This window comes from Croceitalea vernalis (assembly GCF_031846405.1).
In the GTDB taxonomy this organism is placed as follows: Bacteria; Bacteroidota; Bacteroidia; order Flavobacteriales; family Flavobacteriaceae; genus Croceitalea; species Croceitalea vernalis.
Window position 1 is genome coordinate 911,120 of sequence record NZ_JAVRHU010000001.1, and the last position, 25,472, is coordinate 936,591.

The 25,472-nt window shown below is 34.6% G+C and carries 19 protein-coding genes; 8 read left to right on the plus strand and 11 right to left on the minus strand.

Annotation, left to right across the window (positions count from 1 at the left end; translation table 11 throughout):
* Positions 1-33: 33 nt before the first annotated feature.
* From RM520_RS04165 to RM520_RS04185, 5 genes are all read right to left on the minus strand, one after another.
* Positions 34-1,950 (minus strand): hybrid sensor histidine kinase/response regulator, encoded by a 1,917-nt coding sequence (locus tag RM520_RS04165; protein ID WP_311384449.1) that lies wholly within the window; start codon positions 1,948-1,950, stop codon positions 34-36.
* 102 nt (positions 1,951-2,052) lie between these two features.
* Positions 2,053-4,206 carry a Tex family protein gene (locus RM520_RS04170; RefSeq protein ID WP_311387071.1) on the minus strand — a complete coding sequence of 718 codons (2,154 nt, stop codon included), beginning with the start codon at positions 4,204-4,206 and terminating at the stop codon, positions 2,053-2,055.
* Positions 4,207-4,209: 3 nt separating this feature from the next.
* Complete coding sequence (metG, locus tag RM520_RS04175; RefSeq protein WP_311387072.1) at positions 4,210-6,282, minus strand: methionine--tRNA ligase; 2,073 nt, start codon at positions 6,280-6,282, stop codon at positions 4,210-4,212.
* Positions 6,283-6,483: 201 nt separating this feature from the next.
* On the minus strand, positions 6,484-8,208 hold the full coding sequence (locus RM520_RS04180) for a DUF1501 domain-containing protein (protein ID WP_311384453.1): 1,725 nt from the start codon (positions 8,206-8,208) through the stop codon (positions 6,484-6,486).
* 9 nt (positions 8,209-8,217) lie between these two features.
* Positions 8,218-9,696: a DUF1800 domain-containing protein gene (locus RM520_RS04185; RefSeq protein WP_311387073.1), complete on the minus strand. Its 1,479-nt coding sequence runs from the start codon at positions 9,694-9,696 to the stop codon at positions 8,218-8,220.
* Between the two features lie 165 nt (positions 9,697-9,861).
* Here RM520_RS04185 and RM520_RS04190 point away from each other — a divergent pair, with 165 nt between their 5' ends.
* From RM520_RS04190 to RM520_RS04205, 4 genes are all read left to right on the plus strand, one after another.
* Positions 9,862-10,221, plus strand: a complete 360-nt coding sequence (locus tag RM520_RS04190) for a YraN family protein (protein ID WP_311387074.1) — start codon at positions 9,862-9,864, stop codon at positions 10,219-10,221.
* Positions 10,222-10,273: 52 nt separating this feature from the next.
* Complete coding sequence (locus RM520_RS04195; protein ID WP_311387075.1) at positions 10,274-10,933, plus strand: aspartate kinase; 660 nt, start codon at positions 10,274-10,276, stop codon at positions 10,931-10,933.
* A 155-nt stretch (positions 10,934-11,088) separates the two neighbouring features.
* A complete protein-coding gene (locus tag RM520_RS04200) occupies positions 11,089-12,960 on the plus strand; it encodes a DUF3352 domain-containing protein (protein WP_311387076.1) in 1,872 nt (623 codons plus the stop codon).
* A 166-nt stretch (positions 12,961-13,126) separates the two neighbouring features.
* Positions 13,127-13,933: a helix-turn-helix domain-containing protein gene (locus RM520_RS04205; RefSeq protein WP_311387077.1), complete on the plus strand. Its 807-nt coding sequence runs from the start codon at positions 13,127-13,129 to the stop codon at positions 13,931-13,933.
* On the opposite strand, the gene RM520_RS04210 is transcribed toward RM520_RS04205, so the two are convergent.
* Positions 13,924-14,844, minus strand: coding sequence for a hypothetical protein (locus tag RM520_RS04210; protein WP_311387078.1), 921 nt, complete (start codon positions 14,842-14,844; stop codon positions 13,924-13,926). The two genes, RM520_RS04205 and RM520_RS04210, sit on opposite strands and share 10 nt — an antisense overlap.
* 77 nt (positions 14,845-14,921) lie before the next feature.
* Here RM520_RS04210 and RM520_RS04215 point away from each other — a divergent pair, with 77 nt between their 5' ends.
* From RM520_RS04215 to RM520_RS04225, 3 genes are all read left to right on the plus strand, one after another.
* Entirely contained in the window at positions 14,922-15,545 is a 624-nt protein-coding gene (locus RM520_RS04215; RefSeq protein ID WP_311387079.1) for a flavin reductase family protein, read from the plus strand.
* 55 nt (positions 15,546-15,600) lie between these two features.
* Entirely contained in the window at positions 15,601-16,821 is a 1,221-nt protein-coding gene (locus RM520_RS04220; RefSeq protein ID WP_311387080.1) for a serine hydrolase domain-containing protein, read from the plus strand.
* 84 nt (positions 16,822-16,905) lie between these two features.
* On the plus strand, positions 16,906-17,172 hold the full coding sequence (locus tag RM520_RS04225) for a hypothetical protein (RefSeq protein WP_311387081.1): 267 nt from the start codon (positions 16,906-16,908) through the stop codon (positions 17,170-17,172).
* Here the strand turns inward: RM520_RS04225 and mfd are convergent.
* Both mfd and RM520_RS04235 read right to left on the minus strand, forming a co-directional pair.
* Positions 17,162-20,542, minus strand: coding sequence for a transcription-repair coupling factor (mfd, locus tag RM520_RS04230; RefSeq protein ID WP_311387082.1), 3,381 nt, complete (start codon positions 20,540-20,542; stop codon positions 17,162-17,164). The genes RM520_RS04225 and mfd overlap by 11 nt on opposite strands.
* A gap of 55 nt (positions 20,543-20,597) precedes the next feature.
* The gene (locus RM520_RS04235; protein WP_311387083.1) at positions 20,598-21,398 is read right to left on the minus strand and encodes a TspO-related membrane protein; all 801 of its coding nucleotides are present in this window, start codon (positions 21,396-21,398) and stop codon (positions 20,598-20,600) included.
* 140 nt (positions 21,399-21,538) lie between these two features.
* Between RM520_RS04235 and RM520_RS04240 the strand changes: the two genes are divergently transcribed.
* A complete protein-coding gene (locus tag RM520_RS04240; RefSeq protein ID WP_311387084.1) occupies positions 21,539-21,913 on the plus strand; it encodes a hypothetical protein in 375 nt (124 codons plus the stop codon).
* A 33-nt stretch (positions 21,914-21,946) separates the two neighbouring features.
* Here RM520_RS04240 and pdeM read toward each other — a convergent pair whose 3' ends face one another.
* The 3 genes from pdeM to RM520_RS04255 form a co-directional block, all read right to left on the minus strand.
* Complete coding sequence (gene pdeM / locus RM520_RS04245) at positions 21,947-22,579, minus strand: ligase-associated DNA damage response endonuclease PdeM (RefSeq protein WP_311387085.1); 633 nt, start codon at positions 22,577-22,579, stop codon at positions 21,947-21,949.
* A 9-nt stretch (positions 22,580-22,588) separates the two neighbouring features.
* Positions 22,589-22,924, minus strand: coding sequence for a winged helix-turn-helix transcriptional regulator (locus RM520_RS04250; RefSeq protein WP_311387086.1), 336 nt, complete (start codon positions 22,922-22,924; stop codon positions 22,589-22,591).
* Between the two features lie 84 nt (positions 22,925-23,008).
* The gene (locus RM520_RS04255) at positions 23,009-25,471 is read right to left on the minus strand and encodes a ligase-associated DNA damage response DEXH box helicase (protein WP_311387087.1); all 2,463 of its coding nucleotides are present in this window, start codon (positions 25,469-25,471) and stop codon (positions 23,009-23,011) included.
* Position 25,472 lies beyond the last annotated feature (1 nt).

The window sequence follows — 25,472 nt, forward strand, 5'->3', positions numbered from 1 at the left end:
AGGGGGCTATTCCCTAAATAACGAATTTTTTTTTTAAAATTTTAATTGCGGCAGGTATTCTGAAAGTACCTTTTGAAAAGTTTGTCTTTTTATAGGTTTTGTCATTATCTCATTACAACCGGATGATAAAATATTTTCAATTTCTGATTGCATTACAAAAGCTGATTGCGCAATTATTGGTATGTTTTTGTTTTTTTTACGAATTTCTTTAGTGGCCTCAACTCCATTCATATAAGGCATTTTTATATCCATCAATACCAAATCTACTTTTTCTTTTTCAAGCAATTCTAACACTTGACTTCCGTTATAAGCATGTAACAAATTGCAGTATTCACTAAGCCACATTTCTAGTAAATAGTAATTTACTTCTTCATCCTCAGCAACGAGAATTGTAGGTTTTTCTTTAGCTTCAGAATGATGTTCACCTGGTAAATGCGGTATGTTAAAATAGAAGGTGGCACCCTCATTTAATTGAGATTCCACCCACATTTTGCCTCCAAAGAGTTTTACAAATCCATTGGCAATAGGGATGCCTAAACCAGTCCCGGTATTTATTTTATTTTTTTTGTTAGCAACTTGGCCAAATCGCTCAAAAATCAACTGCTGATCTTTTTCTGCAATTCCTCGACCGTTGTCAGTAACAAAAAACTCAATAAAATCTCCTTTTAATTCATATCCAAATGAAATTTCACCTTTATCTGTATATTTAAAAGCATTCTCTAATAAATTCGAAATAATTTGTTCTAGACGGGCAGCATCTGTCTTAATGCAACTCTCTGTGTTATCTAAAGTTTTAACGCTGGTTAACTTGATGTTCGAATCTTTTTTAATGATATCAAATTGAGCTTTCAGTGCATCAATTATTTGATTCAAACAATTGTGGCTATAGTTTAATTGTTGTTGACCAGATTCGAATTTAGAAATATCTAATATGTCTGAAATTATAGTAAGTAATCGATCACCAGAATTTTTAATGTGTTGTAAACATTTTTGTTGATTAGATTCTGTTAAATCTTTTTCCTCAAGTAGTTCAGAACATCCTAAAATAGCATTAAGAGGGGTTCTAATTTCATGAGACATATTGGCTAAAAAGGCAGATTTTAACTGCTCACTTTTTTCCACTTTTTGATAGGCCTCTTCCAATTTAATTCTAGCCTTTTCCTTTTCCGTAATATCTCTAACAATCCAAATGAATTCGTCCTTTCTTGGAGAAAAGGAGGAGATGTCAAAAATCTTACCTGTTATTGGACAATGGTCAATAAAATTTTCAGGAACTCCAGTTACCCCAGTTCTACAAAATAGTTTTAATTTTTCACGGTCCATTTGAGGAAATGCCTCCAACATAGTTTTTCCACAAATATATTCTTTGTCAATACCCGTTTGTTCGGAATAAGCTTCGTTAATGGACAAAATTTTAAAATCACAAGGCTTGTTTTGGTCATCATAAATTATTCGACAATGCTTAAAACCATCCTGTAAGTTTTCTAATAAATCATCATTAAGCTTCGTACTTTTAGTAACCATTTCATAAGCCTTTTCCAACTCTACTTGTTGTGTGATGTCTTTGAAGAGCATCATAAACTCACCAATGGTATTAGAGTACGCGGTGGATGTATAATACCTTTTAGTTTGCTTATTATACCCAGTGGTTGTTTCGGGCTTTAAAGTTGTGGCAACTTTTCCATAAAATTCAATCCATGATTTTTCAGCATCAGGCATAATTTCCAGAATAGTTTTTCCAACGCACATTTCGGGTGTAACACCAGTATGTTTTTCAAAAGAAGGGTTAACACTCAAAAAACGATAATCTATTGGTACACCATGATCATCATAGACAACTTGACAATGTGCCAAACCTTCCGACATCATATCGGTTAATAATTTAAAATGTTGCTGCTGACTATTTTCGGTATCTACTGCGAAATTTTCTAATTGAAATAAAGAATTCATGGGAGCCTAATTGCAATACTATTTAGTCATTCAAGGTAAGAAAAATATTTAGTTAATTTACTGTCAGAAGACTACAACTTAACATTCTAAAGTTGTATTTGATTAGTTCATCTTGCTTTTGTGTAGCTTCAATTGAATTCGTTTTCTCTTAGTGTCGATTTCAAGGACTTTGACTATCAATTGTTGATGTAAGTTGACATGGGCATTTACATCACTGACAAACCCATCTGCTAAATTAGATATGTGAATAAGACCACTTTCTTTAATTCCTAAATCAACGAAGCAACCGAAGTTGGTAATATTATTGACAATACCTGGTAAAAGTTGACCAGGTTTTAAATCTTCGATAGTGCGAATATTTTGATCAAAAGTGAACATTTTAGCTTTTTCTCGACGGTCTAGACCTGGTTTTTTAAGCTCTTCAATGATGTCATGTAAGGTTGGAAGACCAATTGTAGTATCAATATATTTTTCCAAGTTTATTTTTTGCAAAACTTCTTGATTGCCTAGTAAATCACTTGAAGAAAGTTTATGGTCTTTTGCAATTTTTTGGACAATAGAATAGCGTTCAGGGTGAACTGCTGAGTCATCGAGGGCATTATCACCATCTTTTATTCGCAAGAATCCAGCGCCTTGTTCAAAAGCTTTTCCACCTAAACGAGGTACTTTTTTTATGTTTTGTCTACTTCTAAATGCACCGTTTTCATTTCGATAAGTGACTATATTTTCTGCTAGTTTTGGACCAATGCCTGAAACATAGCTTAGTAACGAAATACTGGCAGTATTGATATTAACTCCAACCGAATTTACACAACTTTCTACAACGGTATCTAGAGCTGTTTTTAATTGAACCTGGTCTACATCATGCTGGTATTGCCCGACACCAATAGACTTAGCATCAATTTTTACTAGTTCTGCCAATGGGTCGGCTAAACGACGCCCTATTGAAACTGCACCACGAACAGTAACATCATAGTTCGGAAATTCTTCACGCGCAATTTTTGACGCAGAATAAATTGAAGCTCCAGCCTCGCTTACCACATAAACTTCGGGTGGTTGTTTAAAGCTGATTCTTTTTATGAGACGTTCAGTTTCTCTAGATGCCGTACCATTACCAATGGCAATTGCTTCAATTTTATAAGCATCAACTAAAGAACTAATTTTTTTGATGGCACCTTTGCTATCATTTTGTGGCGCATGCGGATATATGGTTTCATTATGTTTTAAATACCCTTGAGCATCTAAACAGACTACTTTACAACCTGTTCTAAATCCAGGGTCAATTGCTAAAATTCTTTTCTCACCTAATGGAGCACCTAGCAGTAATTGCCTTAGGTTTTTAGCAAAGACCTCAATTGCGGCATTATCTGCTTTTAGCTTCGCATTTTTAAGTATTTCATTAGAAATAGAAGGGAATAAGAGTCTTTTATAAGCGTCTGCGATTGCTTGCTCAAGGTAAGGAGTTGAAGCATTATTTGATTTGATAATACGCCTTTCAATATTTTGAATTGCTCTTGCATCATCATTCTCTAATTTAACACGAATAAATCCTTCTTTTTCGCCACGTTGAATTGCCAAAAACCGATGTGATGGACAACGATTTAAGGGCTCACTAAAATCAAAATAGTCTCGAAATTTTTGAGCTTTTTCATTTGCAACTTGTGGATTAGAATCTTTTTTTGATTTAATCGCCTTGGTAGTAATTAGTGCATGCCTCTCTAATTGCTTTCGAAGTTGATTTCTAATATCAGTTCGTTCATTGATCCATTCCGCAATAATATGTAAGGCTCCTTCTATGGCATCATCTTCATTTTCAATTGTGGCGTTTAAATATTTTGAGGCTATAAATTCAATTTCTTCAGAACGTTGGGCCATGATAATCTTAGCGAATGGTTCTAATCCATTTTTTCGAGCAGTTTCTGCTTTTGTTTTTTTACTTTTTTTGAAGGGCAGATAGAAATCTTCTAGACTAACAATATCAGAACAGTTTTCTAATTTGCTTTTAAGCTCTGTAGTTAAAAGCCCTTGTACATCAACTGCTTTTAGTATAGCTTTTTTTCGTTTTTCTAAAGCCTCAAATTGAGTTTTATATTGGACTATGGCGCCTACTTGAACTTCATCTAAATTACCAGTTGCCTCCTTCCGATACCTTGAAATAAAAGGGATGGTGCAATCTTGATTTAAAAGTGCAACTGTATTTTCAACGCTTTTTTGTGGGAGTTGGGTGTATTGAGTGATATAAGGGATTAGGGTCATAAATCAATTAATGCCTTCTCCATTTGCTATGTTGTCTTCATCCGGATTTACAAACACCAATTTTCCTTCGGCATTTTCAGTCATTAAAATCATACCCTCACTATCAACACCTCGCAGAGCTCTTGGCGCTAAATTGACTAAAACAGTAACCTTTTTACCAACAATTTCTTCAGGGCTAAAGCTTTCAGCAATACCTGATACAATAGTTCTAGTATCTAAACCAGTATCAACTTTTAAGACTAAAAGTTTTTTGGCTTTAGCCATTTTTTCAGCTTCTACAATTGTGCCAACACGCATATCAAGTTTTGAAAAATCATCAAATGTGATGGTGTCTTTTTGGGGTGCTACTTCCTTATTCATTTGTTCATTAGCTTTTTTGGTTGCTTCTAGTTTTGCCAGTTGCGCATCAATTTCTTTGTCTTCCACTTTACGAAATAAGAGTTCGCTTTTGTTGATTTTATGGCCTGAAGGAATCAGAATTTCTTTTTCAGAAACATTATCCCATGACATCTCGACTCCGCTCGATGTGACGGCAAGTATTAATTTTAATTTATCAGAAGTAGATGGTAAAAATGGCTCACTTAAAACTGCCAAAGCAGTGGCAATTTGAAGAGCTACATACATTACTGTTTTAGTACGGTTTTCATCAGTTTTAATAGTTTTCCAAGGTTCTTCATCGGCCAAATATTTGTTTCCTAGGCGTGCAAGATTCAACAATTCTTGGCTAGCTTCTCTAAAACGATACCGCTCTAAAGAATTCGTCAAAGTTTGAGGAAAGGCACGCATTGCTTCTAAAGTCTTCAAATCAATCTCCGAAAAATCTCTTGCAGAAGGTACCTGTCCGTCGTAATATTTATGGGTTAATACAGTGACTCGATTGATAAAGTTTCCGAAAATAGCAACGAGTTCATTATTATTTCGAGCTTGAAAATCTTTCCAGGTAAAATCGTTATCCTTAGTTTCAGGCGCATTCGCTGTTAGGGTATAACGCAATACATCTTGCATATCAGGAAAGTCTAACAAATACTCATGTAGCCATACCGCCCAATTTTTGGAAGTGGATAATTTGTTCCCTTCTAAATTCAAAAATTCGTTAGCCGGTACATTTTTTGGTAGAATAAAATCACCATGCGCTTTTAGCATGCTTGGAAAAATAATGCAGTGAAAAACAATATTATCTTTACCAATAAAGTGAAGCATTTTGGTGCTTTCGTCTTTCCAATATGGTTCCCATTCTTTTCCTTCCCTTTTTGCCCATTCTTTGGTTGAAGATATATAACCGATGGGGGCATCAAACCAAACATAAAGTACTTTGCCTTCGCCACCTTCAACTGGAACAGGAATACCCCAATCTAAATCTCTAGTTACTGCACGCGGTTTTAAACCTTCATCAATCCATGACTTACATTGTCCATAAACATTAGGTTTCCAATCTTTTGCATGTCCTTTTATAATCCATTCTTTTAGAAAGTCTTCATACCGGTCTAATGGTAAAAACCAATGTTTGGTACTTTTTAGCGTAGGTACTGCACCTGATATAGTTGATTTTGGATTAATCAAATCTGTTGCATTAAGTGAAGAACCGCAATTTTCACATTGGTCGCCGTAGGCAGCTTCAAAACCACAATTAGGACAAGTTCCTGTTACAAAACGATCTGCTAAAAACTGATCAGCTTCAGCATCATATAATTGTTCAGTTACTTCTTCAATAAAATCATCTTGGCCATATAATTTTTTAAAAAACTCTGAAGCTGTTTCGTGATGAATTTTTGCTGATGTTCTCGAGTAATTATCAAATGAAATTCCAAAATCTTGAAAGGACTGTTTGATAATACCATGATATTTATCAATGATATCTTGAGGAGACACGCCTTCTTTTTTGGCCTTCATCGGTATGGCAAATCCGTGTTCATCGCTACCGCAAATAAAGGCAACATCTTGGCCTAATAATCTTTGATAACGAGCATAAATATCTGCAGGTACATAAACTCCGGCTAAATGTCCAATGTGAATAGGGCCATTAGTGTAGGGCAATGCAGCAGTAATAGTATATCTTGAAGGAGATACTTGAGACATGAAATCAAATTTAAGAAGCAAAAATACTGAAATACTTCAAGGCTGTGAATGTATTACGAGTATTGACACCAAATAAAGTTTAGACTATTTTAGATAATATGGATTGTGGAAGATGGTTTAAAAAGGAAACCTCCGAATCATGCAGCCCAAATTGGGGTGGGGGGTCGCACTATCGGAGGTTCTGGAAAATAAATGTACTTTTTACATAATCATTACTGATTTACTCATTTTTTGGTCACCTACCTGTATACGGTAAATGTATTTACCTGTTGAAAGACTGCCTCTAACACGTTCTCGTATATTAATTTCGGCAGAGCCTTCTAACATCATCTCATTGAAAACAGTACCAACATTTTGTCCAAGTATATTGAACAATTGAATATCTACGTGTGCACTAAAAGGCATTTCTAAATAGATATGTGGTGCTCTTTCTGTAGGATAATAGGGTTTATGGACCACTTCAAATGTCATTTCTTCGCTAGCTACTTCACCTTCTTCTTCGCTTGGAGGAGTATCTGGTAAAGTTGGTGGCTCATCGTCGTAAGCAATATCTTCAAAATCAACACCGCTACAATTAAAGCCTAAATCTACAGGAGTATAAGGAGCACTTGAATCAAAATACAAGTGGTCTACAACCTTATCAATAGGTACACATAACCATTCGCCTAGAACGGTTGCATATAGGTTTCTAAAGTCCATGGTATACTCTAAATTACCACGACCATTTGGTGCATCAAGTGAAGGGTGATCCCCAACAAAGGCACTACCATTTAAACCTGAACCAAAGAAAAGGGTGGGGGCGGCCTTTCCATGGTCGGTTCCGTTAGAACCATTTTCAAAAATTCTTCGACCAAACTCTGAAAAGGTCATACTTAAAACCTTATCATCTTGCTCAGTAAAAGCAATATCTTCATAGAAATTATTAATAGCGATAGATAATGTTGACATCAAGCGTTCATGAGCTTGAGGTTGATTACCATGGGTATCAAAACCACCCATAGATATCATATATACTTTCGTTCCTAAATTTCCTTTAATCAATCGTGCTAATAAAGCCAATTGTCTAGCAAAGCCATTGTCTTGATACTCTACTTGGTTTTGACCTCGCTCATAAGCTTCATTGATTTTGCCTGCATATTCATAAGTAGTATTAGCGACACCTCTTAAAAATCTAAGTTGATCACCGTACATACAATTATCAAATGGAGCATTGGCGATATCATAAAATTGGCCTGTCTCTGCTATTTCTTCTAACTGATCAATATTATTAGTTACAAAGGCATAATTGGTTTCATCACCTTGAAAAACCAAATTTGAAATGTTACCAATTTGAACTGCAGCTGGAGCTTCCGGTGGATTAATAAGATAATCTGGATATAGGTCCTCAAAGTGTCTACCCATCCAACCAGTATTAAGGCCGGTGAATCCAGTTGAGGTTAAATCAGTATTTGCATATATATCAGAACCTGTAAAGTGGGACAAACTTTGGTTCTGATATCCCACGCCGTGAGCTGCTTTAAACTGCCCTTCACCCCAAAGAGGTTCAAGTGCATCCATATAAGTAGGGATTCCGAAGTCATCAGTCAACTTTAGAATTTTACTTTCAGGAATGTAAATATTTGGTCTTTGATTAGCATAACTGTCATACTGTTGAATAGGAATAACAGTGCTTAAACCGTCATTACCACCATTAAGACGAATCAATATCAAAATATTGTCGGTTTCGGCAGCAGCAATAGCCGAAGTTAATGGAGATGGCCCTGATGCAGATAGCATATTACTACCTAAAAACATTGATCCAGAACCAGCAATACCCAATGCTTGCAAGAAGGATCTTCTGCTCCATTGTTTGTGTTCTTGATCGTGACCTTTGTGTTCTATGCCCTTGTGAGGGTCTTTGTCGTGTGTATGATGGGTGTCGCACATAGTAGTAGGTTATTTGAGTTGAAATTCTGGTTCTCTAACAAGATGTAACAATAAAAGGTAGACTTGAGATGGGGTGTCATCTAACATCATATTCCAACTACCAGTTTCATAAATATTGTTGTCTTCGTAAGGCTCTCTAAAAACAGTGATTGCCCTATCGTAATCAGGTTCAGTTAATAAACCTTTTGGTAAAAACTTATCAATAATAGCTCTTGCTACAACGTTCGGGTCGCTCTCGGAAGCTCCGGTAGCACCTGTTGCTGTAATACCAAGTTGTCTAAACTGCTCTGTATTCGCAGTAAAAAAGCGTTCTACAAAAACCTCCATAGTCAACCAACGACCAATAATATAATTGGTGTTAATCCACATTCTATCACGTTGCCATCCGGCAACATCTATTGGCGAGAATAAAGTTTGACCTATCATACCAGAGGCATCAATTGAATTGATGACTGTTCCATCGTCATAGGTGAAATTACTCTCTTTAAGAAAATTTAGATATAAGTCAAAAGGACTTTTAATAATCACTCCAATTGCCGTATCATCAAAAAAATGTTCGCTTTTAAACAATTGAGCTAAGACTGGAGCTAGTTCAAAATCATTGGCAACAAATGTTGTCGCTAATCCATTTATTATAGGTTGTGCTTCATCTGCCGAAGCATCAGGATGCACAAAAAAGAAGTAGAGTTTTTGGCATATATAAAATGCAATTTCATCAGCGCGCTGTTCAAAAAGGATGTCTATTACATCATCATAACCCCAATTACCAGTTTGACCCATAATTGTTTTTGCATCAATATCATGTCGTTCTGGATCAAAAGTAATTTTAGTACAACCAACATCACCTCGATTGACATAGCCTGTAAGTGCACGGGCGGTTTCAATAATATCCTCCTCTGTATAACCATTCCCTTCTCCGAGGCTAAAAAGCTCATAAAGTTCTCGAGCATAGTTTTCGTTAGGTCGATTTCTATTGTTAAATGCACCGTCTAAATAACGTAACATTGCACTAGTTAAACCTATTTCACTAACGAAAGTTTTGAAATTACCAATTGCATTGCGCTGCAAACAATTCGCGTATTCAAATAAAAAGGAATTACAATCATAAACACCATACTCCGTGACAAAATGATTGCTCCAAAAGAAGCTCATGCGGTCTCTAAGATTGTTATTTAACAAAGAGTTGCCATAAGCCGTACTTAGCTCTTCTCGTTGCGCACGACTTAATTGGCGCGCTAAATCATCATCGTCAGGGTAATTGGCATTCGTCCATTCTGACCACTCAGGTGCAGGGATAACAGGTTCGGCTATAGCTTGTGCGATTAAAGTATCAACAAGAGCGGTTGCAGATTGACCAGTAGCTTGATTAACAGTTTCTACGGAGGCACTGAAACCAAGTCTCCTATATAGATGTTCAGCTTTCGCTACATCCAAAGGAATGGTATACGGAGCCAACGTGCCCGTGTTACAATTAACAAATAATTCCATAGCAAATTTGGGATTTGAAAAGTATCATAGTTTTAAAGTTCACTATGTGCTTTTGGTAGGTGTGGTTCATTTGAGGTCGTAAATTACAATCTAAACGCGATTTAGACGGTGAACTACCAAATTTTTCGATGAAATGCATATAAATTTTTATATTTTTCATAATTAATGGGAAAACACAACGAATTTGGAAAGCTTGGCGAGCAAAAAGCAGCAGAATTTCTTATAGGCAAGGGTTATGAGATTAAGTATAAAAACTATAGATACTTAAAAGGTGAAATTGATATTATTGCCCAGAAAAAAGAAATCCTTGCTATTGTCGAAGTAAAATCTAGGAGCTCTAATTTTTTAGAAAACATTGCTGAGACTGTCAATCAAAAAAAAATCAACCTTTTGGTGGCCACGGCAGATCAATATGTAACCACTAATGACTTAAATGTGGAGGTTCGTTTTGATATCATTACAATCCTTAAAAAAAAGGGTCTATTTGAGATAGAACATTTGAAAGATGCGTTTTATTATTTTTAACTATTTGTTTTATTTGTAACAATTAGTTATTTTTGTCGCAAAATAGATTAAAATGAAGACCATCTCATCTGTTGTTGAGAATTATATTAAAAAGAAGCCTTTTCTTCAAAGCGCTTTAGCTCAAGGCATTATAAATTTGACTTCACTATCTCGTATCGTTAAGCCAGAAATAGAGGAAGAATTAGGTAAAGATATCCGGAACGGAGCTATTGTGATGGCACTTAAGCGACTTTCAGATGACTTAGAGTTTCGCGCTACTCATAAAATAGTAAAGGTTCTCAAAAATATTGGTGAGATTACTGTTCGCTCTAACTTATCAGATTATACTTTTCTGTCTTCTGAAACGATTTTAGCTAATCAAGCAAAATTGCTAGAAGAGGTCAATAAAAATCAAGAAATTTTCTATACTTCCAGCCGTGGGGTTAATGAAATCAATATTGTTGTAAGTAACAGTTTAGACCAAACTGTGGAAAATCTATTCGTAGGTGAGCGTTGTACTCAAAAGGCGGAGAACTTGTCTTCCGTTACAGTAAAACTTCCATCAGAGAATGTTTCAGTACCGGGTATCTATTATTTCATCTTTCAGCGTTTAGCTTGGGAGGGTATCGTATTGTATGAGGTAATTTCAACTACCAATGAGTTTACAATTTTGGTAAATGATGATCAAGTTGATGTAGCTTTTAAGACTATAAAAGATTTGAAAACACTTTAATTAAGGTTTTTTCAAACTAAAGCATCACTTTTATCGTTATTTTGATGAATGGTGCTAACATGAGGAGAAAAAAAATTCTTTTTACAATATTAGGTATTCTAGTCTTATACCTGTTTTACCTACTCTATATTTTTGTGCTTTCCCCAAAGACTAATTTGCAATCAATTTACTTAATTCCTGAAGACGCTGTTTTTATCATTGAATCTGAAAAGCCAGTAGAAAGTTGGAACCAGATTAGCCAAAGTGAAGCATGGAGTCATTTGCAGAACAATGGCTACTTCGCTGAGCTAACTGAAAATATTCAAAAAGTCGATACCATATTTAATGACAGACGAAAGCTTTTTGAATTTTTTGATGGACGTTCTTTATTCATATCTATTCACATGATTTCACAAAAAGATTATGGAATCTTTTATGTGCTCGATTTAAAAAGAATAGCAAAACTACGTTTGTTAAAAACCTATTTGAATACACTTTTAAACGAGGGGTATGTTTTAAGTAAACGCAACTATCACAACCAAGAAATTGTTGAGGTGTATGACCGAAGCAGTAAAGAAACCATGTATTTGGCCTTTATTAAAAACCAATTGATAGCGTCTTATACACATTCCTTGGTAGAATCTTCGATAGATCAGTATCAAGAACCTGCCTTAGGGCGAGATTTAAGTTTTCTAGAAGTCAATCAAAAAGTGGGATATGAAGATTTATTTCGCCTCTACCTGCAGTACGATTTTTTAGATGATTATTACAATCGATTTTCAAACAAACCCACAGATTGGATTAAGAATGTTAGCGAGAACTTTTTGTTTTCTGGATTTAGTTTTGATTTAGATGGTAATAGCACAATTACAGCGAATGGGTATACTAATATCAGTTTTGAAAATGAAAATTATCTTGAAGCACTTCAGAAGTCAGGTACCTCGAAAAGAACGATTCCTCAAATAGCCCCTAAACGAACCGCCCTCTACCTTAGTTATGGTTTTGACAGTTTTGAAGAATTTTACAACAATTTTGAGGCAGTTCAAAAAGCAAATAGTTCTGAAGAGTTTGAGAGTTATCAAACGGGTATTGAAAAAGTAGAAAAATTCTTAAAAATTGATATCAAAGAAAACTTTGTAAGTTGGATAGCTGATGAGATCGCCTTACTCCAAATACAATCTGAAATTTCAAAAGGAAAAAACGACTTGGCTTTGGTTTTAAAAGCAAATGAGATTGTTGAAGCGAAGAACAATCTAGATTTTATACTGAAACAAATTAAAAAGAAAACTCCTGTCAAATTTAAAGCTGTTACCTATAAAGAACATGAGATAAATTTTTTATCCATAAAAGGTTTCTTTAAAATTTTGTTGGGTCAGCGATTCAAAGAATTTGATAAGCCTTATTTTACCATGATTGATGATTTTGTCATATTTAGTGATAATCCTAATACTTTAAAGAGTATTATCGATAGTTTCACGGATAAAGAAACCTTATCTTCCTCTGATGATTTTTTGGCCTTTGATAAAAAGTTCGAAGCAGAGAGTAGCTTATTTGCATACAGCAATATTCCTGTTCTCTATGATAATCTGTATGCGTTAGCCGATAGTAATACAAAAGGTCAATTGCGCAAAAACAAGGACTTTATTATTTGCTTTCCGCAAGTTGGGTTTCAATTAACGCCAGAAGATAATTTATTTGAAAGCACCTTAATTGTGAATTATCAAGATATAACTAAGGTAAAGGCTAATGAACAATTTAAAGCATCAAAATCACAACCTTTAAAAACGATAGCAATTACTGATGCTATTTTTAACTTATCACCCATTTATCCTTCAGATTTAAATGCCAAGTCTTTTTCTAAATCTAATAGTTCGGGTGCATTGCGCTTTGAAGTAGAACTTAAAGATGGATTGAAACACGGACGTTATACTTCATTTTATTCCAATGGAGAAAAGAAAATCACGGGTCGTTTTCGTAAAGATAAACAAGTAGGTACCTGGCGTTACTATAATAATGAAGGTGATATGCTCTTTAAAAAACGATTTTAGATTCCTCAATTCTGACTTTACTGGTCATCCGAAATTTAGTAGATTATCTTCTGAACCCCTAACATTACTATAATGCCGCCTAAATGTCGGGTCAAAACCAAGCAAAATTCTTGTGCTTGTTTTATCTTGAACGTAACATTGCTTCAGAATTTAAAACTTATAAGCCATGCAACAACCACAATTAGGATTAAAGATTTCAGAATTAAGAAAACAAAAAGGGCTTACACAAGAAGAGCTTGTTGATCAATGTAATATTAATGTAAGAACACTACAGCGAATTGAAAATGGTGAGGTTTCACCTAGAAGTTATACTGTTAAGACAATTTTATCTGCCTTAGATTATGACTATGAAAGCTTACAAGAACAAAGAGAAAATAATTTAAGTCAGCTTGCCTCTATACCTGCACCTGAAGCAAAATCTATATTTACTCTTCTTACCATAGGCTGGGTGGCGGGTATTTTATTTTTTATAACTGCTATTTTTGAAGGTTTTACTGACTTTGGCCGCATTGATGATAATTTGTTCATATTTGGCCAATGGGGTCACGTAGTTATAAAGGCATTGGTAATTGTTTTTAATGGTCTTGTGCTTTATGGTTTTTTAATTGCAGGTAATGTGCTAAAAAATCATTTGATGAAAATTTCTTCGATGTTAATGTTTTTAGTATTGTTGGGGTATTACGCTTTTGATATTGCATCAGTTTTTAATACCAATTTGAATATTGATATTATTTTGTTAGCGGGGGCTATTGGTTTTGGTGTTACAGGTATCATTTTTGGTATTTCTCTTTTACAATCAAGAAAGCAAGTTGGAGGTTTAGCAACTGCTTTAGGAATTCTTGAAATTATTATGGCTGGCTGTTTATTGTTAGTAATTTTAGCGCCTTTGGCTTATTTTCTTTTGATGCCGGTAATAATCTTGGAGGTTTTGGTTTTGTATAAAATAGCTTCGCTAGTAAAAAGTCAGTTTTGATTTTTGGTTTTTTCAACTTCAAAATTAAGTTCATATTTATTATGAATAGCTAAAATCGCTAAACCAAATAGTACAGCAAATACTATCATAATCGTATTTACCAGGCCATCTACTGAAAAAGAAAGCCGTATTAGAATGGTTGAAATTACAAAACCAGAATTACGAATGACTTTGTGATATTTATCTGTGTAGAAAAAGGAAACCAACAAAAGCAATACATCAACTATGATTAGAACCGAGAAAAATCCGTCAAAAAAAATGTTGTTGATATTAACTAGTTCTTTTAAACTATGACTAGTATCAGTTAATTCTAGGTAGCCCCAATTTCCAAAACTGAACAATACCATACTAAGTAATAGAGGAACCAGAATTACTGCGATAGTCTTTTTAAATTGGACAAAACGTCCAAGATGGATGTCTTTGATGTAATTGTTGGCATTAAGTGACTTTCTGTTTCGGTTAAGTCGGTAAAACCAAAATAGTAGATAAAATAAAATCAGAGAGGCCAAAATATCATATGTAAATTGTAGGTCGCCTTTAATACTGAACCAATCACTACTCAACTTTAAGTTTGCTAAATCTTTGAACAATCGCCTAATTATTATTAAGCTTATTATTTCATACTGCTTACTAACGTATGTGGTGATAGATCTTGGTAAGTAATACACCAAAAGGTAGACTTCATAGACCAAAATAAAAGAAAAGGGAGTATAAACTGCGGCAATAGGACTTCCTAAAAGTGGGCTATCATGATTTAAGAATGGCACTAATTCTGCAAAAAAGATAAAAAGCAAATGCACAATAAAACTTGCAATCGCAAGAATTAAAATAATTTGCTCAATCTTTTGCTTTGCTTTTTTTGATAGAAATAATAAGTTGAGCTTTTCGAGTGTTTTTTGAAAAGTGGACATTGTTAAAGTTAGCTAATATTTGTAAGAATGCTTTATGAAGTTGATACTTTAGACAACTAAAAATTAATTAATTGAAGATGACTAAGGCTTTTACTTTTGATGAAATCATGGAACTACCGAATAGATATCGGGCCAATTTAATCAACAAAGTTTCGGGCTTTAAACCTGCAAATTTAATTGGCACGCAATCAAAAAGTGGACAGACGAATTTGGCTGTTTTTAATAGTGTCATGCATATAGGTGCCAACCCGCCTTACTTGGGTTTTATTCTGCGCCCAACTACTGTTGAGCGTCATACCTATGAAAATATAAAAGAAACTGGGGTTTATACCATAAATCAAATAACTACCACTATCCACGAGAAAGCCCATCAAACCTCGGCAAAATATGAACGTGGTGTGTCGGAGTTTGATGCGGTGGGGCTAGGTGAATTTTACAATGAAGGTTTTCATGCGCCATTTGTAGCGGAAAGCCACATCAAAATCGGTCTCTCATTTCAAGAAGAACAGCTCATCAAATGCAATGATACTCGACTAATTATAGGTAAAATTGAACATTTAGTTTTACCAGAATCTGCTATTTTGGACGACGGTGATGTAAAACTAGAGGATTTGGATACGGCCGCGGTTGCTGGATTATATAATTACTATAAAACTGAGCATATTGGTAAGTATGGGTATATAAAACCAAATCAATCCTAATTAATAAGTAACAAAAACCCCAAATTAGCGTCTCTTATAAAACACTGCGGGTATTATGAGAATTTGTATTAGGATAGCACTTTTATTGATTACAAGCTCAACACTATTTTCTCAAGATGGAATTCAGCAAACTTTGCAGCTTTTAGATAATGATTTAGAAAAAATAAGCAAAGTAGGTTTGATAAAAGGTTATGGTGTTGCTATTGTTTCTAAAGACAGCACACTCTTCGCAAAAGGATATGGTCTTTCTGATGTTGAAAGTGGTACTCCTTATACTATAAATACGCTTCAGAATATAGGTTCGGTTTCCAAAACTTTGATAGGTGTAGCGTTGCTAAAAGCCCAAGAAATGGGAAAACTTAATCTTAATGATCCTATCAACAAACACCTAGATTTTGAAGTTATAAATCCCTCTTATAAAAATGACCCAATCCTTATTTGGCACTTGGCAACTCATACGGGTACGATTAATGATACAGGTCTTTATGATAAAAAAGCGTATTACCTAATAAACAAAAATGATCTTTCTTCAGAAGCGATAAAAGGACAATCAGAAGAATTTCAAACGCTAGATAATAAAGTAACCATGAAAGATTATCTTGAAAATTTTCTTTCAACGGATGGCATCTGGTACCGTAAAAAGAATTTTGTAAAAAAGAAACCAGGCACTAAATATGAATATAGTAATGTTGGAGCTACACTCGCCGCTCAAGTATTGGAAGAAGCAACAGAAATGTCTTATGATGAGTTCACCCAACAATACATTTTAACTCCCTTACGAATGAAAAGTAGTGGCTGGTCTTTTGATACTATAGATAAAAACCAACACTCAAAATTATATAATGACAGGAGTCAAGAATTGCCAAACTATAGTCTTGTTACGTACCCTGATGGAGGTTTGATAACTAATTTAATGGATTTTTCTGCCTATTTAACTGAGCTCATGAAAGGTTATTATGGCGAAGGAACCTTATTAAAAAAAGAAAGTTACACCACTATTTTTGATGAACGCTTGCCTAAAAAAACATCACCCAAAAAAGCCAATAGTTATGATGATGAGTTTAATTCCGGAATTTTTATGGGTTATACGCCAAAAGGATATCTAGGACATACAGGTTCTGATCCAGGGATATCATCTTTTATGTTTTTTGACCCGGAACTAAAAATTGGTCATATTATAATGTTGAACACTTCATTATACGGTGATGCAGTAGACCAGCAGTTGATACCTATTTTAGGAGCGATTAGAGCTACTTTATATGCTTGGGATTTTTAGATTCCGTTGCAAGGTTTACTTGGAACAAAAAGTACTAGTTTTTGTAATTTCGACTAAATGAATAAAATTTGAGTTTGATTATTAATGGAATTACCTGATGATATAAACAAAAAGGCAAAAATTGATTTCGTAGATAATGCCAGTAAAGCCATACATCATTTAAAAGCATTTCAGAATAATCAAAGTGGACCCTTGTATCGTATTTTGCGTTCAGCAATTAACCTTGCTAAAGGAGATATTAAAACCTTAAAATTTGAACTCAAAAATGCTAATATAGATTGGAGGGATGTCATTTGTTATGGTGAAAAAAAATCTTTTGAATGTGACGAGCCCTTTAAATTTATAGATTAGGAATATTTACAAAAATTAAAGGCTCGAGAACTCCTAATGCTTTTTCCACACTGGTAACCCCATCAAAAACTAATAACAATCGTAATCCATTACGGGTTTGTTTCTCTTTTAATTGGCATTGTTTTGGGTGGCTCTGGACATACTGCAATACTTTGGTAAAAGCCGCGGTTTGATAAAAAGGAGATTGCTGGTCTGCAATGAAGTAGCCAATAAACTTATTTTTCTTTAGGATTACTTTTTCAAGACCAATACCATTGGCGGCCCATTTAATACGTACAGAGTTGAACAGATCAACAGCTTGGGTAGGAAGCTCCCCAAAACGATCTACTAGCTCTTTTTCAAATTTCTGAAGACCTTCTTCGTTTTCTACAGCATTTAGTTGGGTGTACAAGTTGAGTCTTTCTGTGATATTGTTGATATAATCATCAGGGAAAAGCAGTTCAAAATCAGTATCGAGTTGCGTTTCTTTGACAAAGATTTTTGGTTTTTCACCTTCTACTTCTTCGTAGAGTTCTTTGAACTCATTTTCTTTAAGTTCTTCAATTGCCTCTGCCAAAATCTTTTGGTAGGTTTCAAAACCAATTTCATTAATAAATCCGCTTTGTTCACCACCCAATAAATCTCCGGCACCACGAATTTCTAGGTCTTTCATTGCAATATTAAATCCGCTACCCAGTTCGGTAAATTGTTCTAAAGCTTCAATACGTTTGCGAGCATCAGAAGTCATAACCTCGTGGGGCGGTGTAATAAAATAACAAAAGGCTTTTTTATTACTTCGACCTACACGACCACGCATTTGGTGTAAATCACTTAGGCCAAAATTATTAGCATTATGTATAAAAATAGTATTAGCATTAGTAACGTCTAATCCGCTTTCTACAATGGTGGTAGAAACTAAAACGTCAAACTCTCCATTCATAAATGCGAGCATTAGGGTTTCTAGTTTTTTACCATCCATTTGGCCGTGACCAATTCCAATTTTGGCATCAGGCACCAAACGTTGAATCATACCAGCAACTTCTTTAATATTCTCTATCCTATTGTGAATAAAGAATACCTGTCCTCCCCGCTGAATCTCATATGAAACGGCATCTCGAATAGTTTCTTCATTAAAACGAATTACACGACTTTCAATAGGATATCGGTTGGGTGGTGGAGTTGTGATGACCGATAAATCCCGTGCTGCCATCAAACTAAATTGAAGTGTTCTTGGTATAGGGGTTGCAGTTAATGTGAGCACATCAACATTCTCTTTAATAGACTTTAATTTATCTTTTACAGCTACGCCAAACTTCTGTTCTTCATCAACAATGAGTAGGCCTAAATCTTTAAATTTTACATTTTTATTGACCAACTGATGTGTGCCAATAATGATGTCGACCTTACCTTCGGAAAGTCTTTCTAAAGTCTCTCTTTTTTCCTTTGCAGTTCTAAAACGGTTGAGGTAATCCACTTCAACAGGCATTTCTTTTAATCGTTCTTTAAAAGTACGCGCGTGTTGAAAGGCCAAAATTGTAGTAGGTACAAGTATAGCAACTTGTTTTCCATTATCAACGGCCTTAAAAGCAGCTCTTATGGCTACCTCAGTTTTTCCAAAACCTACATCACCACAAATTAACCGATCCATGGGGCGTTCACTCTCCATGTCTTTCTTTACATCAGCCGTAGATTTTTCTTGGTCTGGAGTATCTTCATAAATAAATGAAGCTTCTAATTCGTGTTGTAAGTAGCTATCCGGAGCGTATTGAAAGCCTTTTTCAAGCCTTCGTTTTGCATAAATTTTGATGAGGTCAAAAGCGATTTTTTTGACTCTGCTCTTGGTTTTGTCTTTTATCTTTTTCCAAGCTCCAGATCCTAATTTGTATATTTTAGGTGGTGCTCCATCTTTACCATTAAACTTAGAAATTTTATGTAATGAATGAATACTCACATAGAGAATATCTCGTTCGCCATACATGAGTTTAATGGCTTCTTGTTTTTTGCCTTCAACATCAATTTTTTGTAATCCCCCAAACTTTCCTATACCATGGTCAATATGGGTTACATAATCTCCAATCTCAAGTTTATTGAGCTCTTTGAGTGTAATTGCTTGCTTTTTGGCATAACCATTTTTCAATTGGAATTTATGATACCGCTCAAAAATTTGGTGGTCAGTATAACAGGTTATTTTTAAATCATGGTCTAGAAAACCTTGGTATAAAGGAAATACTATGGTTTTATAGTGAACCGTAGTTTCTACTTCATCAAAAATATCATGAAAACGTTGAGCTTGTTGGTCTGTAGAACAGAAAATATAATTGGTAAAACCCGCTTTATGATTGTCATTAAGATTCTCAATAAGCAAATCAAATTTCTTATTAAAAGAAGGTTGAGGTTTGGTGTTGAAATTGAAGTTTTGAGTTGCTGTGGCATTAAATTCAATTAGAACAAATTCCTCTAATTGTTGTTTTAATAATTCAGAATTTAAAAACAGTTCCTCTGGTTTGCCACGCTTAACCGTTTCACTTAAACTTTCGAAATTCTCATGTGCTTTTTTAAAATTGACATCTAATCGGTCATAAACCAAATCTAAATTCTTTGAAAAGATTACGGTATTAGGTGCTATATATTTTAAGAAGCTCTCGCGATTTTCGTGAATGGCTTTGTTCGCCACATTTGGAATAACGGTTATCTTTTTTACTTTTTCTGTAGATAATTGTGTTTCAACATCAAAAGTTCGAATACTATCTACTTCATCACCAAAAAACTCAATACGGTAGGGTTCATCATGTGAAAAAGAAAAAACATCAACAATACCACCACGTACAGAAAACTCGCCAGGCTCGGTGACAAAATCAACACGTTTAAATTGGTACTCAAAAAGCACCTCATTTAAAAAATCTAAGGATAAGGTGTCGTCTAATTTAATTTTTAGCGTGTTCTTGTCTAATTCTTTTCGAGTCACTACTTTTTCAAATAGTGCATCTGGATAAGTGACAATTATAGCTGGTTTTTTTCTTGAATTGATACGGTTTAAAACCTCTGCTCGTAATAGCACATTAGCATTATCCGTCTCTTCTATTTGGTATGGTCTACGATAACTTCCTGGGTAAAACAACACATCAGTTTCTCCTATCAGTTGCTCCAAATCATTAAGATAATAAGCAGCCTCCTCTTTGTCATTTAGTATGATTAAAAAGGGATTTTCACTAGCTTTAAATACATGAGAAACTGCAAAAGACAATGCTGACCCCGTTAATCCTTTTAAAGAGATTTTTTGGTTTGAAGACTTCTCGACTTCGCTCGAAGTGATAGTGTTGGATATGGCATCCCGCAGTTTCCGTAGTTGTGGAGACTGTTCAAAAAGTTCTAAAATACCGGTTTTTGTCAACCTAAAAACTTTGCTGCAAATATAAGGTCACTAAGGTTAGAGGACAACCACTTTTTTAACTTTCTGAACTTCTTTCTAATAGTTTTTGGAGTGGGTTAGTTTTTCTGTTCTTAAAAGCATGAATACATACATTGATTATGAGTATAATACTTCCAATCATAGCAGTATTGGCAATAGTTGCATAAGCGGGTTTTTGTTTAAAATAGATTGCAATTAATGCCCAAATACCAACTAATGCGAACTCCCTCATATTTCTCTTCCAAATCATAAGAAGATTGAGAATGGTTGCAGTTATAAGCATGATTATTGTCCCAGTTTCTGGAGTTAAAAAACTACCATTCCATCCAATTTTAGTTAGGTAAATAGCGACATTGGCTATGGTTGCAACTGCAATCCAACCACTATAAATACAAATGGGCCACCAAACAAAAGCTATAATTGCAATTGGTGCATCCCAGCGCTCCATATTGGTGTTCAGTATAATTTTTATTAGAGCGAATAATATTCCTAACATTAAAAGAACCGAAAGTCCTATGTAATTATAAGAAAAAGCTACAACCCATGAAGCATTAAGAACATTGGCAAGTAAAAACCAATATCCCGTTTTTGCAATAAAATCGCTCGATTTCGCACTAAAAAAAGCCCTTCTAATTTGAAAGATTGCGTAGCATAAAAGCCCTAGATATATTAAACCCCAAATTGAGAAAGCATAGCCGGCAGGTGTAAAGAGGCTATTATATTGACCACTAACTTCACCGATTGTAGTATCATTCAATCTAAGAACCTGGGCGATGTAATTAATACCAATAACAAGAATAATTGATATTAGATTTAATAGCGCTAAACTTTTTTTCATAAAGGTGATTTTGATAAAAATGAAATAACGAAAATATTCAAAATTTTCAACCTTAGTCCTTAGGTCTCGATTGATGAATTACAAGTTCTTAAAATTACAAATGATTTATAAATTGGTACAGTTATTGTCTCTCTATTTTTATGACACAATCTTGTTTGACAATTGTAGCGTTTATCATGTTCATGGGTTTTTGTTTTGGTCAAGATGAATTGAATGAATCTTTTTTAGATGGCTGCTGGAGTACTTATTCTTTCTTTGGAAATGGTGTTAGTTCAAAATTAACAAGGTGTGAACTTGGCAATGGTAATGTTGTTGTCAATTTTAATAAAAATGGTACTTATTGGATGCGTTCTAAAAATATAAATAGACCTCAACGATGTGGAAATTATTTGGTTAAGAAAATTAATGTAAGTGGAAATTATAAGTTGAATGTGGAAAGCAAAACGCTTTTCTTGTATAACACGAAAGGAAAGTTAATTCATAGTTGGAGCTTGGATTCAACTTTTGATAATTAAGCAGAAACTGACATGATTTATTGAAAGTAAAAACTAAATCTTTACTACCTCATCTTCTACAATGGCATAAACTTCATCTTCTTTGGAAGGTTCCAATACATAAGTGCCCGTAAATTCACCAAAAGCTGGTAGTATTAATTGCTTTTTCTTTTTAAAAAAACAAGACAATTTTAAACGTTGTCTGCCAAAACCACGAAGTCGTACCGCAGGGTGTATGTGACCACAAAAATTGAAAAAATCATCACGTTCAGTAGGATGATGAGTTAGTAGAAATTCATCAATCTCTAATTCTTCAAAAATTTTGATTCCTATTTTTTGAAATTTTTCTGGAGCAATGATATCATGATTTCCGGCAATTAAGATGATTTCTGATGGAGTTTTCTTCACCCAATTCTCGAAAAAATGCCACTCTTTGTTTAGCGAAGAATGAAATAAATCGCCTAAAAAACAAACTTGAAAAGGTTTAAAATCATTAATTAACTCATCAAGTAAAATAAAGTTTTTGTGTATTGCTTTTTGGGGAACAGCGGCTCCAAATTTTCTAAAATGGGCGATTTTACCAAGATGTACATCACTAATTAAAAGCATCGATTTTTCCACCCACAAAATTCCGCCTATAGGGTGCAGTATAAATTCTTGATTTCGTATTGAAATGGATCGGGTCATTAAGAGGAATTAATCAGCATGATTTTCTACAACAAAATCGCCCCATTCAGCTATAGATTGTAGTAACGGAATTAAAGTTTTACCAAAATCGGTTAAGGAGTATTCGACCTTTAGTGGTGGTTTGGTTGTGTAGACTTTTCTTCTAATAACACCATCTTCTTCTAAGCTTTTCAATTGCAAACTTAGGGTACGTTCGGTAACTGTTTTAATTTCTTTTTTAAGTTCATTATAACGTAAAGGCCCATTAATAAGATGGAATAAAATTACGGTCTTCCATTTTCCGCCAATAATACCCATTGTTATGCTAGTGCAACAGGGGTATTCTTTTCCTCTTATAACATACATAATACTTATTTTTAAACTATAGTTTATTAGGTCACTATAAAAACTATAGTGTAAAAATATATGTTTTTTGAATCTAAGACGATACTACTTGGTTAATATTTTTGTCATCCTTTTAATGCGATCTGCTAGTTTTTCGTTAGATAGTTTTTCGCGAAGCCTATCAGTGATTATTGGAAAGGAAAATGGTGTGGGATTTGTGCATGGTCGCCAAATTGTTTCTTGTTCTGCAATACGTTCTAATGCCATTCGTAAACGTCCTTCCTCTAACTGATGTTCAAAGGTTTCTGTAAATGCTTGCTGGTAGAGTAGGTTATCAGCTTCAAAATCTTTAAAAACATCAAATAGTAATTGAGAGCTACTTTGCAAATGCTTCATTTTAATGCCCTTATCAGGGTAGCCGGTAAATACCATGCCGCTAATAACCGCAATATCTCGGAATTTGCGCCGTGCCATTTCATTGCTATTCAAGCTTTTTTGTAAATCTGTAAGCATGTCTTGGGAGGTAAATAGGTTATTATCTAGTACTTCTTGAATATCAATGGGTTTATCTGATAATAGCTCAAAACCATAATCGTTATATGCCAAAGAACACGTAATAGGTGAAAGTAAACTAATGCGGTAGGCCAAAAGACTACTCATGGCCTCATGTACTCCTCGACCCTCAAAGGGATAAAAAATATGGTGATAGCCGTCTCTAGTTTTAAAAGTTTCTATCAAGAATTCATTAGGTTTTGGAACAATACTATCTTCCCGTTGTTTAATGAACATGGGGAGTAATGATTGAATCTCTTTTGATTGTTTTGAAAATTCTAACTCCGCAGTGTAAAGTTCTTGTCTTAATAGTTCTGACATCTGAGCAGAAAAACTCAATCTTCCTCCCATCCAACTTGGTACTTTATTTGTTCGTTTGCTGGAATTCCGAACATGCGCCTGCATGCCTTTTATTCTAATAAATTCTAAATTTCTACCGGCGAATGTGAACACATCGCCGGGTGATAGCTTCGAAATGAAATACTCCTCAATTGAACCAATATATCCTCCTTTTTGATAGCGAACGGAAATGGTAGCATCACCTACGATTGTTCCTATTTGAAAACGGTGTCGCATCGCAATACCACGATTATTTACCTTAAAAAGACCATCGTCTTCCACTTCAACTTTTTGATATTCATCATAAGTTTTTAAACTTTGGCTGCCCATCACCAAAAAGTTCAATAACCATTGCCATTGTTCTCTAGAAATGCCTTGATAACAAAATGTGCTTTTGATTTCTTCATATATCTTTTCAGAATAAAATCCATCAGAAACTGCTAAAGTGGTTAAGTATTGTAGTAGAACATCGAAACTATTGAGATAAGGAATTCTATCTTCGACAGCGGAATTTTTGACTGCTTTTTGCATTGCTGAAGCTTCAATAAGTTCCATAGCATGTGTGGGTAAAAAATGAATTACACTTTCTTTCCCTGGTTGATGACCACTGCGACCAGCGCGCTGCAGAAAACGAGCAACTCCTTTTGGCCCTCCAATTTGAATTACGGTTTCGACAGGAGCAAAATCAACTCCCAAATCTAAACTTGAAGTACAAACAACAGCTTTAAGACTTTCATTGCGAATCGCCTGTTCTACCCAGAGCCTTGTTTCTTTATTTACACTACCGTGGTGCATGGCAAACTCACCAGCATATTCTGGATGCTTTTCTAATATTTTCTGGAACCAAATTTCACATTGACTTCTGGTGTTCGTAAAAAGTAGTGTTGTCTTACTTTTATTAATGATTGGTATGACGTCTTCTAAAAGCTTTAATCCCAAATGTCCTCGCCAAGGAAAGGTTTCCATCTCTTTCGGAATAATACTCTTAACCGTGTTTTTTTTGTGGAGCTTTGCTTTTATTAGTACGGAGTTTTTGTAGGCTTCTGTTTCTGGACCAAGTAATACTTGTCTTGCTTGCTCTAAATTGCCAATTGTAGCAGATATTCCCCAAATACGTAAATCTGGAGAGATAGTTTTTAGTCTTGATAAGCCAAGTTCCATTTGAACTCCACGTTTTGTTCCTAGCAGTTCATGCCATTCATCTACAACAATAGCGGAACACTCTTGAAAGACTTTTTTATATCCTTTTGAGGATAATAATAATTGTAAACTTTCAGGAGTTGTAATTAATAAATCAGGCATTTTAGTTTTCTGCCTGGCTCTTTCCTTTATTGAGGTATCTCCAGTTCTAATACCCACGGTCATTTGAGTACCTAAGTCTTGAGTAATTCTCTCGGCCGATTGCTTTATTTCTTGAGACAAAGCTCGTAATGGAGTTATCCAAATAGCTTTTAATCCTTTTTTATGTTTAGCCCTATAATCAGGATTATTTTTAATGTAATTCAAAACAATAGGAAACCAAAGTGCGTAAGTTTTTCCGCTTCCGGTTGGCGCATTTAGCAAACCATGTTTTCCTTGCAAAAAAGCCGTCCAACTTTCTTTTTGAAAAGTAAAGGGTTTCCAGTCTTGTTCTTGGAACCAATTTTGGGCGATATCGAATAGCTCTTTTTTATTCACT

Bases quoted from the DNA above. Each gene is read 5' to 3' on its own strand.
- RM520_RS04165 (WP_311384449.1), bottom strand. From the start codon at position 1,950: ATGAATTCTTTATTTCAATTAGAAAATTTCGCAGTAGATACCGAAAAT.
- RM520_RS04170 (WP_311387071.1), bottom strand. From the start codon at position 4,206: ATGACCCTAATCCCTTATATCACTCAATACACCCAACTCCCACAAAAA.
- metG (WP_311387072.1), bottom strand. From the start codon at position 6,282: ATGTCTCAAGTATCTCCTTCAAGATATACTATTACTGCTGCATTGCCC.
- RM520_RS04180 (WP_311384453.1), bottom strand. From the start codon at position 8,208: ATGTGCGACACCCATCATACACACGACAAAGACCCTCACAAGGGCATA.
- RM520_RS04185 (WP_311387073.1), bottom strand. From the start codon at position 9,696: ATGGAATTATTTGTTAATTGTAACACGGGCACGTTGGCTCCGTATACC.
- RM520_RS04190 (WP_311387074.1), top strand. From the start codon at position 9,862: ATGGGAAAACACAACGAATTTGGAAAGCTTGGCGAGCAAAAAGCAGCA.
- RM520_RS04195 (WP_311387075.1), top strand. From the start codon at position 10,274: ATGAAGACCATCTCATCTGTTGTTGAGAATTATATTAAAAAGAAGCCT.
- RM520_RS04205 (WP_311387077.1), top strand. From the start codon at position 13,127: ATGCAACAACCACAATTAGGATTAAAGATTTCAGAATTAAGAAAACAA.
- RM520_RS04210 (WP_311387078.1), bottom strand. From the start codon at position 14,844: ATGTCCACTTTTCAAAAAACACTCGAAAAGCTCAACTTATTATTTCTA.
- RM520_RS04215 (WP_311387079.1), top strand. From the start codon at position 14,922: ATGACTAAGGCTTTTACTTTTGATGAAATCATGGAACTACCGAATAGA.
- RM520_RS04220 (WP_311387080.1), top strand. From the start codon at position 15,601: ATGAGAATTTGTATTAGGATAGCACTTTTATTGATTACAAGCTCAACA.
- RM520_RS04225 (WP_311387081.1), top strand. From the start codon at position 16,906: ATGGAATTACCTGATGATATAAACAAAAAGGCAAAAATTGATTTCGTA.
- RM520_RS04235 (WP_311387083.1), bottom strand. From the start codon at position 21,398: ATGAAAAAAAGTTTAGCGCTATTAAATCTAATATCAATTATTCTTGTT.
- RM520_RS04240 (WP_311387084.1), top strand. From the start codon at position 21,539: ATGACACAATCTTGTTTGACAATTGTAGCGTTTATCATGTTCATGGGT.
- pdeM (WP_311387085.1), bottom strand. From the start codon at position 22,579: ATGACCCGATCCATTTCAATACGAAATCAAGAATTTATACTGCACCCT.
- RM520_RS04250 (WP_311387086.1), bottom strand. From the start codon at position 22,924: ATGTATGTTATAAGAGGAAAAGAATACCCCTGTTGCACTAGCATAACA.